Annotated in this window: 15 protein-coding genes; 6 read left to right on the forward strand and 9 right to left on the reverse strand. The window is 70.9% G+C overall.

Annotation, left to right across the window (positions count from 1 at the left end):
- Window positions 1-192 precede the first annotated feature (192 nt).
- Window positions 193-1,572: an RsmB/NOP family class I SAM-dependent RNA methyltransferase gene (locus BLQ49_RS25705; RefSeq protein ID WP_091721615.1), complete on the reverse strand. Its 1,380-nt coding sequence runs from the start codon at window positions 1,570-1,572 to the stop codon at window positions 193-195.
- 55 nt (window positions 1,573-1,627) lie between these two features.
- Here BLQ49_RS25705 and BLQ49_RS25710 point away from each other — a divergent pair, with 55 nt between their 5' ends.
- Together BLQ49_RS25710 and BLQ49_RS25715 are read left to right on the forward strand one after the other, a co-directional pair.
- Window positions 1,628-1,843, forward strand: coding sequence for a DUF1674 domain-containing protein (locus BLQ49_RS25710; protein WP_091721618.1), 216 nt, complete (start codon window positions 1,628-1,630; stop codon window positions 1,841-1,843).
- 60 nt (window positions 1,844-1,903) lie between these two features.
- Window positions 1,904-2,212, forward strand: coding sequence for a cupin domain-containing protein (locus tag BLQ49_RS25715; RefSeq protein ID WP_091721621.1), 309 nt, complete (start codon window positions 1,904-1,906; stop codon window positions 2,210-2,212).
- A gap of 139 nt (window positions 2,213-2,351) precedes the next feature.
- Here the strand turns inward: BLQ49_RS25715 and BLQ49_RS25720 are convergent, their stop codons facing one another.
- Together BLQ49_RS25720 and bluB are read right to left on the reverse strand one after the other, a co-directional pair.
- Window positions 2,352-2,861 (reverse strand): L,D-transpeptidase, encoded by a 510-nt coding sequence (locus tag BLQ49_RS25720; protein ID WP_091721623.1) that lies wholly within the window; start codon window positions 2,859-2,861, stop codon window positions 2,352-2,354.
- A 179-nt stretch (window positions 2,862-3,040) separates the two neighbouring features.
- A complete protein-coding gene (bluB, locus tag BLQ49_RS25725) occupies window positions 3,041-3,679 on the reverse strand; it encodes a 5,6-dimethylbenzimidazole synthase (RefSeq protein ID WP_091721626.1) in 639 nt (212 codons plus the stop codon).
- 351 nt (window positions 3,680-4,030) lie between these two features.
- Here bluB and BLQ49_RS25730 point away from each other — a divergent pair, with 351 nt between their 5' ends.
- Window positions 4,031-4,405: a DUF2794 domain-containing protein gene (locus BLQ49_RS25730; protein ID WP_091721629.1), complete on the forward strand. Its 375-nt coding sequence runs from the start codon at window positions 4,031-4,033 to the stop codon at window positions 4,403-4,405.
- Between the two features lie 10 nt (window positions 4,406-4,415).
- Here the strand turns inward: BLQ49_RS25730 and BLQ49_RS25735 are convergent, their stop codons facing one another.
- Window positions 4,416-5,309 carry a dihydrodipicolinate synthase family protein gene (locus BLQ49_RS25735; RefSeq protein ID WP_091721631.1) on the reverse strand — a complete coding sequence of 298 codons (894 nt, stop codon included), beginning with the start codon at window positions 5,307-5,309 and terminating at the stop codon, window positions 4,416-4,418.
- Window positions 5,310-5,405: 96 nt separating this feature from the next.
- The gene (locus tag BLQ49_RS25740) at window positions 5,406-6,176 is read right to left on the reverse strand and encodes a Bax inhibitor-1/YccA family protein (RefSeq protein WP_091721634.1); all 771 of its coding nucleotides are present in this window, start codon (window positions 6,174-6,176) and stop codon (window positions 5,406-5,408) included.
- Between the two features lie 431 nt (window positions 6,177-6,607).
- Here BLQ49_RS25740 and BLQ49_RS25745 point away from each other — a divergent pair, with 431 nt between their 5' ends.
- Window positions 6,608-7,096, forward strand: a complete 489-nt coding sequence (locus BLQ49_RS25745) for a DUF421 domain-containing protein (protein ID WP_091721638.1) — start codon at window positions 6,608-6,610, stop codon at window positions 7,094-7,096.
- Between the two features lie 8 nt (window positions 7,097-7,104).
- On the opposite strand, the gene BLQ49_RS25750 is transcribed toward BLQ49_RS25745, so the two are convergent.
- Window positions 7,105-9,681 carry an ABC transporter permease gene (locus BLQ49_RS25750; RefSeq protein WP_091721640.1) on the reverse strand — a complete coding sequence of 859 codons (2,577 nt, stop codon included), beginning with the start codon at window positions 9,679-9,681 and terminating at the stop codon, window positions 7,105-7,107.
- Entirely contained in the window at window positions 9,681-10,382 is a 702-nt protein-coding gene (locus BLQ49_RS25755) for an ABC transporter ATP-binding protein (RefSeq protein WP_091721643.1), read from the reverse strand. The genes BLQ49_RS25750 and BLQ49_RS25755 overlap by 1 nt, the downstream gene beginning before the upstream one ends.
- A gap of 177 nt (window positions 10,383-10,559) precedes the next feature.
- Here BLQ49_RS25755 and BLQ49_RS25760 point away from each other — a divergent pair, with 177 nt between their 5' ends.
- Both BLQ49_RS25760 and thpR read left to right on the forward strand, forming a co-directional pair.
- The gene (locus BLQ49_RS25760; protein WP_425284033.1) at window positions 10,560-11,171 is read left to right on the forward strand and encodes an arylesterase; all 612 of its coding nucleotides are present in this window, start codon (window positions 10,560-10,562) and stop codon (window positions 11,169-11,171) included.
- Window positions 11,171-11,710 (forward strand): RNA 2',3'-cyclic phosphodiesterase, encoded by a 540-nt coding sequence (thpR, locus tag BLQ49_RS25765; RefSeq protein WP_091721645.1) that lies wholly within the window; start codon window positions 11,171-11,173, stop codon window positions 11,708-11,710. Before BLQ49_RS25760 ends, thpR begins: the two co-directional genes overlap by 1 nt.
- Window positions 11,711-11,937: 227 nt before the next feature.
- Here the strand turns inward: thpR and coaA are convergent, their stop codons facing one another.
- On the reverse strand, window positions 11,938-12,927 hold the full coding sequence (gene coaA, locus BLQ49_RS25770; RefSeq protein WP_091721648.1) for a type I pantothenate kinase: 990 nt from the start codon (window positions 12,925-12,927) through the stop codon (window positions 11,938-11,940).
- Window positions 12,924-13,247, reverse strand: a complete 324-nt coding sequence (locus BLQ49_RS25775; protein WP_091721651.1) for a phosphoribosyl-ATP diphosphatase — start codon at window positions 13,245-13,247, stop codon at window positions 12,924-12,926. The genes coaA and BLQ49_RS25775 overlap by 4 nt, the downstream gene beginning before the upstream one ends.
- Window positions 13,248-13,560 lie beyond the last annotated feature (313 nt).

Genomic DNA, 13,560 nt, shown 5'->3' on the forward strand with positions numbered 1-13,560 from the left:
GGGTTCAGGATAGCGCGCAGCCTTCAAGATGGGCGCAGCCTCATTCTGCACCGTCGCTCCCCTCTCCCGACCCGCTTCGCGGGCCACCCTCCCCCGCAAAGGGGGGAGGGAGACGCGTGGTGCCGTCGCTCCACCGCAAGACTGCGGGATATCTCTACGTAACCTGTCCGGTGACGCCCGAGCTACCCGACCTCACCCCGCGCGCTGCAGCCGGCTCGCGAAGAACCCGTCGAGCCCACCGCGCGCCCCCGGAACCTCCGGCAGATGGCACGGCAGGGTGCGCAGATCGCCGTTGGCGTCGATCAGCTCGGCCGCTCCGCCGACCTCCTCGGGCTGCACCGCGACGCGCGTGAACCGCGAATCCCGCGCCAGGAAGGCCGCGACCTGTGCCTCCCCCTCCTCCGGCTCCAGCGAGCAGGTGCAGTAGACCAGGAGGCCGCCCGGCCGCACCAGCCCGGCCGCGTGATCGAAAAGCTTCCTCTGAAGCGTGGCGAGCCGGCCGATATCGGCCTCCGCCTTGGTCCAGGCGACGTCCGGATGGCGCCGGATCGTGCCGGTGGCCGAGCAGGGGGCGTCGAGGAGCACGGCATCGTGGTCCTCCCCCTCCAGGGCCAGGGCGTCCGCGACCACGATCTCGACATCGAAGCCGAGTCGCGCGACGTTCTCGCGCAGGCGCTCCAGCCGCGGTGCCGAGCGGTCGACCGCCGTGACGTGCGCGCCCGTGGCGGCGAGCTGCATCGTCTTGCCGCCGGGGGCGGCGCAGAGGTCGAGCACGCGGGTGCCGGGCTGAGGCGCGAGCAGCCGGGCGGGGATTGCGGCGGCGGCGTCCTGCACCCACCACGCCCCGTCCTGAAAGCCCGCCAGGTCCGGGATCGCCGGCCCGTTCTCCGGCAGGCGCAGGGAGCCGGTGGGAAGCCGCACGGCCCCGAGCCGCTCGGCCCACGCCGCCGGGTCCCCCCGCGGCGTCAGGTCGATCGCGGCGCCGGCCAGATGCGCCCGCGCGATCGCGCCCGCGCGCTCCGGCCCGTAGGCGGCACCCCAGCGGCGGGCGAGCCAGTCCGGCGTGTTGATGGCCAGCGCGTCGGCGCCCTCGGCCAAAATGGTCTCGCGCTCCCGGGCGATCCGGCGCAGCACCGCGTTGACGAGGCCGGCGAGATGGGCCGTCCGGTTGTCCCCCTTGGCGAGCCGCACCGCGCAATCGACGGCGGCATGGTCGGGAACCGCGAGATCGAGGATCTGGGCGGTGGCGGTGGCGAGGAGCGCCGTGAGCTGGGGCTTGGCGGCGGGGAGCCCGCGCTCCAGCCTGTGGCTGAGCGCCGCGCGGATCTGCCCGTAGCGCCGGAAGGTCGCGACCGCGATGGCCCGGGCCAGGGCGGCATCGGCCGGCGCCAGCGCCTCGGCGCGGATTGCCTGAGCCAGCGCCTCGTCGAGGGCGGGCGGCCGGTCCTGGCCGATCAGCGCCGCGACCGCGTGCTGCGCCGCGCGCCGGGCGCCGAGGCCCGCCGTATCGGCGCCCGTCCCCTGCGGTGAAGTCTTGGTCCGCGTGTTGCGGCCGATGTCCCGCGATGCCACTTCTGCTCCGAAGCCGAATTCTCTCGACCCACGCCCTCACACCCGAGCGAGCGCGATGCAAGACCAGAACGAACAGAACGCAGCCGGTGCTGCACCCCGCACGCTGAGCCCCGCGGCCGAGCGCGCCCTCGCGGAGGCGGCCGAGCGCCGGGCCGCGATCGATGCCCGCGCGTCCGAGATCAGCGCCAAGCCGGAGCGCCAGGGCCGCGGCGGTCTGGAGCCGGTGCGTTACGACGACTGGGAGGTGAAGGGCCTCGCGGTCGACTTCTGACCCCGGAACGCGGCGGCCCGAGGGCCGTTCCCCCTGCCTGATCGACAGGGAGAGCACGCGATGGCGACGAAGGTATCGGCCCGGGGCGCGGCCGAGGGGCCGCATGGAGAGATCACCCTGGCGCGGGGCGAACGGCTCGGCATGCGCATGTGGCGCGGCGAGGAGCCGAACAGCGATAAGCCGATGACCACCTCCCCCCACGAGACCGTGGGCTACGTGATCAGCGGCAAGGCGGAGCTGGTGGTGAGCGGCGAGACCGTCACGCTCGCGGCCGGAGATTCCTACGTCGTGCCGGCCGGGGCGGAGCACACCTACCGGATCCTGGAGACCTTCACGGCCGTCGAGGCGACCGCGCCGCCGGCTGGCTGAGAGTCCGGGATTCCAAAGGGCTGAGCCCTTTGGCGGGTTCTCAGGGCGGAGCCCTGAGTTGCCTGGCCCTGAAACGTTCACCAGGGCTCCGCCCTGGACCCGCGAAAGGGCTCGCCCTTTCGAAACCCGGACTTGCGCGTCAGTGCGTCATGTAGACCGGCGTGCCGACATCGACCCGGGCGTAGAGATCGACCACGTCCTGATTGTACATCCGGATGCAGCCATAGGATGCGTAGGTGCCGACCGAACTCGGCCGGTTGGTGCCATGGATCGCGTACTGGCCGCCCTGCAGGGTCATGGCCGCCGCGCCCATCGGGTTGTGCGGCGAGCCGCCCGCGATCAGGTTGGGCAGGCGCGGGTTGTCGCGCTTCACCTCGGCCGGGGGCGACCAGGCCGGCGCCACGTACTTGCCGTCGATCGCGGCCGTGCCGAACCACTGCTTGCCGGGCTTGCCCACCGCCACCGGATAGCGGATCGCCGTCCCGTCGCCGTTGACCAGGTAGAGCTTGCGCTGCGTCACGCTGATCACGATCGCGCCCGGCGCGACGCCGTTCTGGAACGGTACGATCTCGCGCGCCTGCGCGCCGCCGAGACTTCCGGCCAGCATCGCGCCGGCCAGTCCGAATAAAGCCGTGAGCCGACCCGACATAAGCTTTTCCTCGACAAGCAAGAGTATCCGCGGCCCAGTAATCCACGGCCGAGCTTGTCGTTCCAGGGGAAGCTATGGTTGATGCGTGGACAGCACCCAAATCCCCTGATTACGGTAAAGCAGCAACGTAAATGCGTCCGCCGGCGGCGGCACGACTTCGTACCCTGCGGCGCGGCGGCTCAACGCTCGATCAACCGGCGGCCGCGCACGTCCTCGTCCTGCCAGCCGTGGCGCTCCAGTTCCGGATCGAGGTGTTCTTCCACCGGATGGCCGACGCACAGGTAGGCGACGAGCCGCCAGGTCTCCGGCACCGCCAGGATCGCTGTGACCGCTTCGGGTTCGAGGATCGAGACCCAGCCGACGCCGAGCCCCCGCGCCCGGGCGGCGAGCCAGAAGCACTGGACCGCCCCGACCACCGAATACGCCAGGGTCTCCGGCATGCTGGCCCGGCCGAGCCCCAGGCCAGTCTCGGTCGCCGTATCGCAGAAGACCGCGAGGTGGACCGGTGCCTCCCGCAGGCCCGCGAGCTTCAGGGTCCGGTAGCGCTCCGCCCGATCCGCGTCATAGCTTTCCGCCGCCGCCGCGTTGCAGCGGCCGAAGCTCGCCACGATGGCGGCGCGCCGGGCGGGGTCCGAGACGCGCACGAAGCGCCAGGGCCGGCTGTTGCCCACCGAGGGCGCCCGGTGGGCCGTGGCCAGACACGCGTCGAGCTGGTCGGCATCGACCGGGTCGGGCCGGAACCGGCGCACGTCCCGGCGCCACGCGAACAGCGCGTCTAGATCCTGCAGGAAGGTGTCGTCGAAGGCGGGCGGCCCCATGGCGCGTGGCATACAGGCATCCCGCCCCGGACCGGAACAGAAAAAAGGCCGCCCGGGTGGGGCGGCCTGAAGTCTTGGGTCTCGAAACCTCGGAGTGCCGGGTCCTGGGAGCCCGACCGGCGACCGATGGCTGGGGAGCTGGGTCGCGGCGCCGGCCGGTCAGAAACCGGTCGAGGTTCACCATCTGTTGTGCACCCGCAACGCGGCTCGCAAAAGGCATGAATTGGGCGGAACGGTGTTTTTTGTCGCTTGGGTGTGTCTCTGGCGACACGAATGTGCCCGGCCCCCACCCTTGCGGGCCGCTGCGGCGGGGCCCATCATCCGGCAAAGCAACGCTACACGGGAGTCACGATGACCGAGAGGATGGGCGCTGGGCCGGGGCCCGACGAGGCAGCGGGACATGTGATTCCCTTCCCCGCCCGCGCGGAGCCGCCCCAGGTGGCCTTCCACCGGGACGAATTGCGGGTGATCTTCAACCTCTACGGGCGTCAGGTCGCGGCGGGCGAATGGCGCGACTACGCCCTCGACTTCCGGCGTGACAAGGCGGTGTTCTCGATCTACCGCCGCGCCTCCGAGATGCCGCTCTACCGGATCGAGAAGGATCCGAAGCTTGCCCGCCGCCAGGGCGCCTACGCGGTGATCGCCGCCAGCGGCCAGATCCTGAAGCGCGGCACCGAGCTGGCCCGGGTGATCGCCGTGCTGGAGCCGGCGCCCCGGGCGGTCTGACGGGGCGATCTCAGGACAGGGACAGCCGGCGGACGGCCCCGGCGATCTCCGCCCGCACCTCGGGTGATAGCGGCTGGATCGGGAGCGGCGGTGCGGCTCGGCAGAGGCCCAGGATCTCGGCCAGCGCGTAGACCACCCGCAGGCTCGAATGGGATTTGAACAGGGCCCAGAGCGGTTCGAGCTCCGCATTCAGCGCACGGGCGCGGTCCGCGTCACCCGCGCCGGTCGCCTGGACGATGGCGCGGCAGGCGTTCGGAAACAGGCCCGCGGCCACGCTGAACCACGCATCACCCCCGGCGATCAGGGCCTCGGTGGCGTTCCAGTCGCCGCTGAAGCCGAGGGGAAAATCGGCCGGCAACGCAGCCCGGAGCGCGGCGAGCCCGGCAGCGGCGGCCGCCGGCTCCGGTGCCGGGCATTTGGCCGCCACCACGCCGGGCAGGCGCGCGATGCGGCCGATCAGCTCCGGCGAGAAGCGGAAATGCGTGGTCGTGGGATTGTCGTAGATCACGAGCGGCAGGCCACCCTCCCCCGCCACGGCCTCGAAATGGGCGAGGACCTCTTCCTCCGTGAGCGGCGTGTAGGAGACGGGCGCGAGGAGGCCGGCGGCGGCCCCGGCTGCCCGCGCGTCCCGGGCCAGGCGGATCGCCTCGTCGGTGCGCAGCGCGCCGATGCCGACCAGAAGGGGCGCCCGGCCGGACACGGTCTCGGCAGCGATCTCCACCGCGCGGCGCCGCTCGTCCCGGGACAGGTAGGCGTAGGTGCCGGTGCTGCCGAGCAGGCCGATCGAATCGACCCCGGCCGCCGCCAGCGGCTCCAGCAGCCGGCGCAGGGCGTCGGCCTCGACGCGGCCATCCGCATCGCTCGGCGTGATCGGGAAGGCGGAGAGGCCGGTGATTCGCAACATGACGGCAGGGTAGCGCCCGCACGCCGGCCGGTCAGGCATAAAAAAGACCCCGGCGGTCGCCCGCCGGGGTCTCGTCATCCCGTCAGTCCGTCTTGCCTAGCGGCGGTCGCCGATCAGGCTGAGCAGGAACTGGAACATGTTGATGAAGTCGAGATAGAGCGTCAGGGCGCCGTTGACCGACATCTTGGCCGCCATCTCACCGTTGAAGCCGCCGTAGAGATACATCTCCTTGAGCTTCTGGGTGTCGTAGGCGGTCAGCCCCGCGAAGATCAGCACGCCCAGCACCGAGATGGCGAACTGGAGGGCCGACGAGGCGAAGAAGATGTTCACCAGCGACGCGAGGATGATGCCGATCAGGCCCATCATCAGGAACGAGCCCATGCCGGACAGGCTGCGCTTCGTGGTGTAGCCCCACAGGCTCAGCGAGCCGAAGGCGGCCGCCGTGATGAAGAACACCTGCACCACGCTCGCGCCGGTGAAGACCAGCAGGAGCGAGGACATCGAGGCGCCCATCACCGCCGCGAAGGCGAAGAACATCGTCCGCGCCGACGAGGCCGACATGCGGTCCATCCGCATCGAGAAGATGAAGATGAACGCCAGCGGGGCGAGCATCAGCACCCACTTGAGCGGGCTCAGGTAGAGGGTCTGACCGAAGGGGGTCAGGATCGGGCGCGTACCCTGGTAGGCCGCGACCGAAGCCATGTTCAGGCCGAGGGCGACGAGACCGGAGATCCCGAGGCCGACGATCATGTTGTTGTAGACGCCGAGCATGAAGGCACGCAGGCCCTGGTCGACCTCGACCTGGGTGCCGGCGTAGCCCGTCGGCTGCTGGGCGCCGTACCGGAAGGGGCTGTTTTCGAATGCCATGGGAGTTTCCTTGCGGAGGCTCTCTCAGCGTGGTGTTTCGGGCGAGGCCCACGCAGGACCTCTGGCGCCAGGCTGGCACCTCGGTCAGGAATATGTTGCGGGCTCGGCCCCAGCACAAGTGCCCGGCCACGGTTGCGGGGCCGGTTTTCCGTGTCCGGACGATGTATTTTTGTCCATCCGGCCCGGGATTAAAATGCTTTCCGGCCGCGCAGCCGCAAGTTCGACTGCCGGTTGCCGGGTTGCCGCGGACTCAAACGCTTCAGACGAAGTCTTAACGGCTTCCTTATGCCCCCGACGAACACGCAGACGTCATCGTTGCGCACGCGACGTTTCAAACTGAGTTGGGTTGCGTCGGGTCGGGTCATCGCCTGCGGACCGGATCCGCCGGTGATGGACGCTGTTCCCCGACAGGCGACGATTCGGGGCTGACCATGACGACATTCCTCGAAACCCTGTTCGGCACCGCGCCGCACGTGTCGGCTTGGCAGGAATGCGCCCGCGCCGTGCTGATCTTCGCCTACGGGCTGCTGCTGGTGCGGATCTCGGGGCGGCGGACCTTTGGCCGCTGGTCCGCCCTCGACATCGTGGTCTCGATCATGCTGGGCTCCTCCTTGAGCCGGGCACTCACCGGAAACGCGCCGCTCCTCGGCACGATGGCGGCGAGCGCCGTCCTCGTTCTCCTGCACTGGCTGCTGGCCCAGGCTGCGGCCCGCTCCACCCGGCTGGCGCATATCTTCGAGGGGAAAGCCATCCATCTGGGCCGCGGCGGTCAGCTCGACGCCCGCGCCTGCCTGCGCCAGTCCGTCAGCGCCGCCGACCTCGACGAGGCGCTGCGTCAGACCGGCGTCCAGGGCGTGGGCGACACGGCCGGGATCATCCTGGAGCCGAGCGGCAAGATCACCGTGCACAAGCCCGGCTGACGGCGCCGTCAGCTCTGCCGCAGGTACGGCGCCGGCTTCTGCCCCAGGATCCGCCACGTGCCCAGCAGCCCGAGCAGGATCGCCAGCGCCACGGCGGCGAGCGCCGCCACCAGCGCCCCCGAGAGATCCAGCCGGAAGTCGAGGTGCATCACCTTGGCGACGATCACCCAGCCGGCGAGCGTGCCGGCCGCGAGGCCGAACAGGGCGGTGGCGAGGCCGAGCGCCGCGTACTCGATCGCGTAGGCGGTGAGCAGGCGGGACCGGCTCGCCCCCAGCACCTTGAGCACCACGGCATCGTAGAGCCGCGCCCGGTGCCCGGCCGCGATGGCGCCCGCCAGCACGAACAGGCTCGCCAACACCGCCACCGCGCTCGCCCCGCGGATCGCCAGGACCAGCCGGCCGACGAGGTCGCCGATGGCGTCGAGGGCGTCCTTCACCCGCACGGCGCTCACCGATGGGAAGGTCTTTGCGACATCCCGCAGGATGTGGTTCTCGACCCCCGCATCGGTGCCGCCGGGCAGCGTCAGGGTGGCGAGATCCGAGTGCGGCGCGCCGCGGAAGGTGCCGGGCGAGAACACCATCACGAAGTTGATGCCGAGGTTGCGCCACTCCACCCGGCGCAGGTTGAAGATCGTGGCGGTCAAATCACGGCCGAGCACGTTCACCGTCACGGTGTCGCCGAGCTTGAGGCCGAGCTGGCGGGCGAGGTCCGCCTCGAAGGAGACGAGCGGCTTGGCGCCCTGCTCCGGGCTCCACCACGCCCCCTCGGTGAGGCTGGAGCCCTCCGGCACGGTGTCGGCGTAGGTGATGCCCCGGTCGCCGTCGAGCACCCAGGCGGCATCCTCCGGCGGGCGGATCTTGCCCGCCGGCACACCGTTCAGGGCGACGATCCGGCCGCGCATCATCGGCACGTCCTCGATCTTCCCATTCGGGGCGGAGCGGGCCAGGAACTCGCGGAACTGGGCGGCGTCCCGCGAAGGAATATCCAGGAAAAAGAGATTGGGCGCCCGGGCCGGCAAGGTCGCGCTGATCGTGCGGCGGACATTGGCATCGATCAGGCTGAGCGTCACGAGGAGCGTCACGCCGAGGCCGAGCGACAGGACGATGGCGGGCGTCAGCGCGCCGGGCCGGTGGAGGTTGGCGAGCGCCATCCGGGGCGCGGGCCAGCGCGGATGCGGCAGGCGGCGGGCGAGCGTCATCAGGCCGAGGGCCACAAGATGCAGCAGGCCGAACGCGATGGCGGCGGCCGCGATGAAGATCAGCGCCACCCGCCGGTCAAAGGCGGTCGCCACCGACAGGCCGACCAGGGCCGCGAGGCTCAAGGCCAGCCAGATCCGGTAGCGCCAGCGCGGGCGCACCCGGGCGGGATCGACCGTATCGCGGAACAGGCCGGAGACCGGCACGTCGTGGGCGCGGCCCAGCGGCGTGATCGCGAACGCGAAGGCGGTGATCAGGCCGTAGGCGGCGGCCAGCGCCAGCTCGCCCGGAGCGAGCGTCGGGTTCAGCGGCAGCGGCAGGTCGGCGGAGAACAGCGCGTCCAACAGGAAGGGCAGGCTCGCCCCGATCGCGAGGCCGATCAGGGTGCCGAGGCCGGCGATCAGCATCACCTGGGTCAGGTATAGGGCGACCACCTGCGAGCCGGGCGCGCCGACGCTCTTGAGGGTCGCGATCGAGGGCCGCTTGCGGTCCACGAAGGCGTGGACGGCGTTGCCAACCCCGACGCCGCCGACGATCAGCGCGGTGAGGCCCACCAGGGTCAGGAACTGCGTGAAGCGCTCGATGCTCTTGGCGAAGCGCGGATCGGCGTTGGTGCGCGAGCGGATCTCCCAGCCGGCCTCCGGAGTCGCGGTGCGGATGCGCGCCTGCGCGGCGTCGAGGTCGGCATCCGGCGTGCCGGCTGGCAGGAGGATGCGGTAGCTCCAACGGTTGAGGCTGCCGGGTTGGACGAGGCCGGTGGCGCGCAAGGTCGGCTCGGAGATCATCAGCCGCGGCCCGAAGCCGATGCCGCCGGCGATCTTGTCGGGCTCCGACACGATGGTGCCGCGGATCGCGACCGGATGCCCAGCCAGCGTCAGGCGGTCGCCGACCTTGACGGCGAGGCGGGTGAGGAGTGCCGGATCGGCCACCGCCCCCGGCACGCCGTCGTGCTCCGCCAGGAGATCGGCGATCGGCGCCTGCGGTTCTGTGACGAGTTCGCCCGCGGCCGGGTAGGTGGTGGGATCGACGGCTTTCAGCTCGACCAGGGCCGCATCGCCGCTCGGCGCCACCGCCATCGCCCGCAGGGAGGCGACGATATCGAGCTTCCCTTCCCGCGCCAGGGCCTGCTTCTCCGCGTCGGTCGCCTCGCGGTTGATGAGGTTGTAGGCCAGATCGCCGCCGAGGATGCGCCGGCCCTCCCGGCCGAGCCCGTCCGATAGCGAGCGCGAGATCGACGCCACGCCCGCGATCGCCATGACGCCGAGCGCGATGCAGGCCAGGAACACCGCGAAGCCGTTGAGCCCGGCCCGCAATTCGCGCAGCGCGAGGCGCAGGGTCAGCGGGATCCGGCGGGGCGCGGGGTCGGGGCGGGTGATCGTGCCGTGCATCAGGCGGTCACCGCCTCCTCGATTCGCCCCGAGCGCAGGCGCACGGTGCGGTCGCACAGGCGGGCGAGGCCGTTGTCGTGGGTGACCAGCACCAGCGTCGCCCCGCGGTCGCGCTTCAGCCGGAACAGGAGATCGACGATCTGGCGGCCGGTGGTCTCGTCGAGGTTGCCGGTGGGCTCGTCGGCGACCAGGATCGCCGGATCGGGGGCGACTGCCCGGGCGATGGCGACCCGCTGCTGCTCGCCGCCGGAGAGCTGCGCCGCATAATGGTGCAGCCGGTGGCCGAGACCCACCGCCTCCAGCTCGGCGCGGGCCCGCTCCAGGGCGCCCGGCCGGTCGGCGAGCTCCAGCGGCAGCGCCACGTTCTCCAGGGCCGTCATGGTCGGCACGAGGTGGAAGGCCTGGAACACGATGCCGATCCGCCGGCCGCGGAACCGGGCGAGTGCGTCCTCGTCGAGGCGGACGAGGTCGGTGTCCTCGATCACCACGCCGCCGGAATCCGGCCGCTCCAGCCCGGCCATCACCATCAGCAGCGTCGATTTGCCCGAGCCGGACGGCCCGACGAGCCCCACCGCCTCGCCGCGGCCGACATTCAGGGAGATGCCCCGCAGGACGTGGACCCGGGCGGCCCCGCGGCCGAGGCTGAGATCGATATCGGACAGCGCGATCGCGGGGGCGCTTCCCACCTTGCCTTGGTTCATCGAGCGGACGATCTGTGGGCGATGACGAGCATGGCGCGCGAGGTCCTGTCTTGGGCTCAAACTTGGCGGCACAGGCCGTGGCTGCACCGCGATATGGGTCGCCCATTGGGGCTGCGCCATGACGGTGGCGCTGTGTTCCGGCGCACGGCCCTGTTTGCCGCAGCGCTAGCGCTCCTGATGGTCCCTTTCATGACAGTGACGCATGCGGCCCCCGGCGGCCCTCTCAAGCTCGTCGCCCTCGGCGACAGCCTCACCGCCGGCTACCGGCTCCCGGCCGATGCCGCCTTCCCCTCCGTGCTGGAGCGCCTGCTCAAGGCCAAGGGCGTGGACGTGACGATCGCCAATGCCGGCGTCTCGGGCGACACCGCCACCGGCGGCCTCGACCGGGTCGACTGGTCGGTGCCGGACGGGACCGCCGGGGTGATCCTCGAACTCGGCGCCAACGACATGCTGCGCGGCACCGACCCGAAGGTGACCGAGGGCGCGCTGTCGGCGATCATCGAGCGGTTGAAGGCGCGGGGCATCCCGGTCCTGCTCGCCGGCATGCAGGCGGCCCCCAATCTCGGGCCGGACTACAAGGCGCGGTTCGACGCGATCTACCCGACGCTCGCCAAGCGCTACGACCTGACTCTCTACCCGTTCTTCCTCGATGGTATCATCGGCGACCGGGGCCAGCACCTCGATGACGGGCTGCACCCGAACCGGCAGGGCGTGGAGACCATCGCTTCCCGCATGCTGCCGACGGTGGAGACGTTTGTAGGCGGCCTCCGGCAGGGGGCGTCGCGGTAGTGCCGCGCCTGTTCACCGGGCTCGCCGTGCCGCCCGCAATCGCCGAGGCGCTGAAGGCCTATCAGGCAGGCCTGCCCGGCGCCCGCTGGATCGAGCCGGGTGATTTTCATGTGACCCTGCGGTTCATCGGCGACATCGATGCGGCCACGGCCAACGACGTGGTCGAAGCCTTGTCCGAGATGCGGGCGCGCCCGGCCCTGACGGTGACGCTCGATGGTCTCGGCCTGTTCGGCGGTGAGAAGCCGCGTGCGCTCTACGCCTCGGTGATGGCCGATCCGGCGCTGATGGATCTCCAGGCCGAGCAGGAGCGGCTGGTGCGTCGGGCCGGGGTGGAGCCGGAACGGCGAAAATTCACCCCGCACATCACGCTGGCCCGGCTGCGGCGCGAGGCGACGCCGGAGGCGGCCGCGATGTACCTGTCGCAGGCGCCGGTCTTCGCGCCGCTGACGTTCGCTGTGGACCGGGTGACGCTGTTCTCGGCGCGGGACTCGACCGGGGGTGGGCCGTATGTGGCGGAGGCGGAATATCCGTTCGCGTAGTTTTGGTCGCTCGGATCAACCAAGCGCCCTCCCGCCCTCGCAGCGACCGGATGCGGACATCGACGCTGGTGGCAGAGCGCGACAGGCCCCCTCTCCCGAGCGGGAGAGGGGACCCGCGCTTGATCCTGCGGCCGCGTTGGAGCGCACGATGTGTGAATCCGATAGCCCCCCGCAGAGGGGGGACGGAGAGGCTCGGCGCGGACCGCCTCTCTTAATCCAAGTACCCCCTACAACCGTCGCAGCGCCACGCTCTCGATTCGGTGGCTCGCCCCCTTGGTGAGGATCAGGCTCGCCCGCTGGCGGGTCGGCAGGATGTTCTCCCGCAGGTTTGGCAGGTTGATCGTGGTCCAGAGCCGGTCGGCGATGTCGAGCGCCTCGGTCTCGGGAATCTCGGCGTATTTCCGGAAGTACGAGCGCGGGTCGCGGAACGCCGTCTGGCGCAGCTTCATGAAGCGCGTGACGTACCAGCGATGCAGGTCGTCCTCGTGGCCGTCGAGATAGATCGAGAAGTCGAAGAAGTCGGACACGAAGGGAATCGCGGTCCCGTCCCGGGGCAGGCGGGCGGGCTGCAGCACGTTCAGGCCCTCGACGATCAGGATGTCGGGGCTCTCCACCACCCGCTCCTCCCCGGGCACCCGGTCGTAGACGAGGTGCGAGTAGAGCGGCGCGGTCACCCGCTTATGGCCGGCCTTCACGTCGTGGAGGAAGCGCAGCAGCGCGGCGGTGTCGTAGCTCTCGGGGAAACCCTTGCGCTCCATCAGCCCGTTGGCGGCGAGCTCGGCGTTGGGCAGCAGGAACCCGTCCGTGGTGACGAGGTCGACCTTCGGGGTATTGGGCCAGCGCGCCAGCAGGGCGGTCAGGATGCGGGCGGTCGTCGACTTGCCCACCGCCACCGAACCGGCCAGCCCAATGATGTAGGGGGCCTTGGTCTCGCGCTCGGCCATCAGGAAGCGCTGGGTCGCCTTGAACAGACCCTGCGTCGCCGCGACGTAGAGGGCGAGCAGACGGGACAGCGGCAGGTAGATCGCCACCACCTCCTCGACCGAGATCGGGTCGTTGATCGATTGCAGCCGCTCCAGATCCTCCTGCTTGAGGGTGAGCGGCGTGTCGGCGCGCAGCTGGGCCCATTCCTCGCGGCTGAAGCGGCGATAGGGCGAGAGCCCGTCCGACGCTTCGAGGATCGCCTCGACCGTGCCGGGCAGCGCGGCCGCGTTCACGCGGGGCGCCTCGCGGCCTTCTCGGCGATGCCGCTCTGCGCGGTGCGCCGCTCCAGCTCAGCCATCACCTCGGTAAGCTCCACACCGCCGGCCCGCAGCAGCACCAGGAGGTGGTAGAGCACGTCCGCGGCCTCGTTGCGCAGACCGGTCTTGTCGCCCTGCACGGCCGCGATCGCCGCCTCCACCGCCTCTTCGCCAAGCTTCTTCGCCGCCTTGGCGGGGCCCTCGGACAAGAGCTTGGCGGTGTAGGAGGTGGCGGGATCGGTCCCGGCACGGCTCGCCACGAGGGCGGCAAGGTCGGCGAGCGTGTAGGCGGTCATGAAGCGATCTGCATGTGGCGACGGCCCCTTATATGGATCAGGACCGATTTTCGGCAGGAAACTGCGCCACGACCGGGTCAGGGGCAAGCCAGGCGGGTGAAGGCGGGCGGGGATTGTTCTTTGTCACAGAGGCGGTCCGTATCTGCCACGCGCCCTCCCTCCCCCCTCTGCGGGGGAGGGTGGCCCCTGCGTCAGCAGGGGTCGGGAGAGGGGAACCCGGGTTCAGGATAGCGCGCAGCCTTCAAGATGGGCGCAGCCTCATTCTGCACCGTCGCTCCCCTCTCCCGACCCGCTTCGCGGGCCACCCTCCCCC

Source organism: Methylobacterium phyllostachyos, from assembly GCF_900103445.1.
Classification (GTDB): domain Bacteria; phylum Pseudomonadota; class Alphaproteobacteria; order Rhizobiales; family Beijerinckiaceae; genus Methylobacterium; species Methylobacterium phyllostachyos.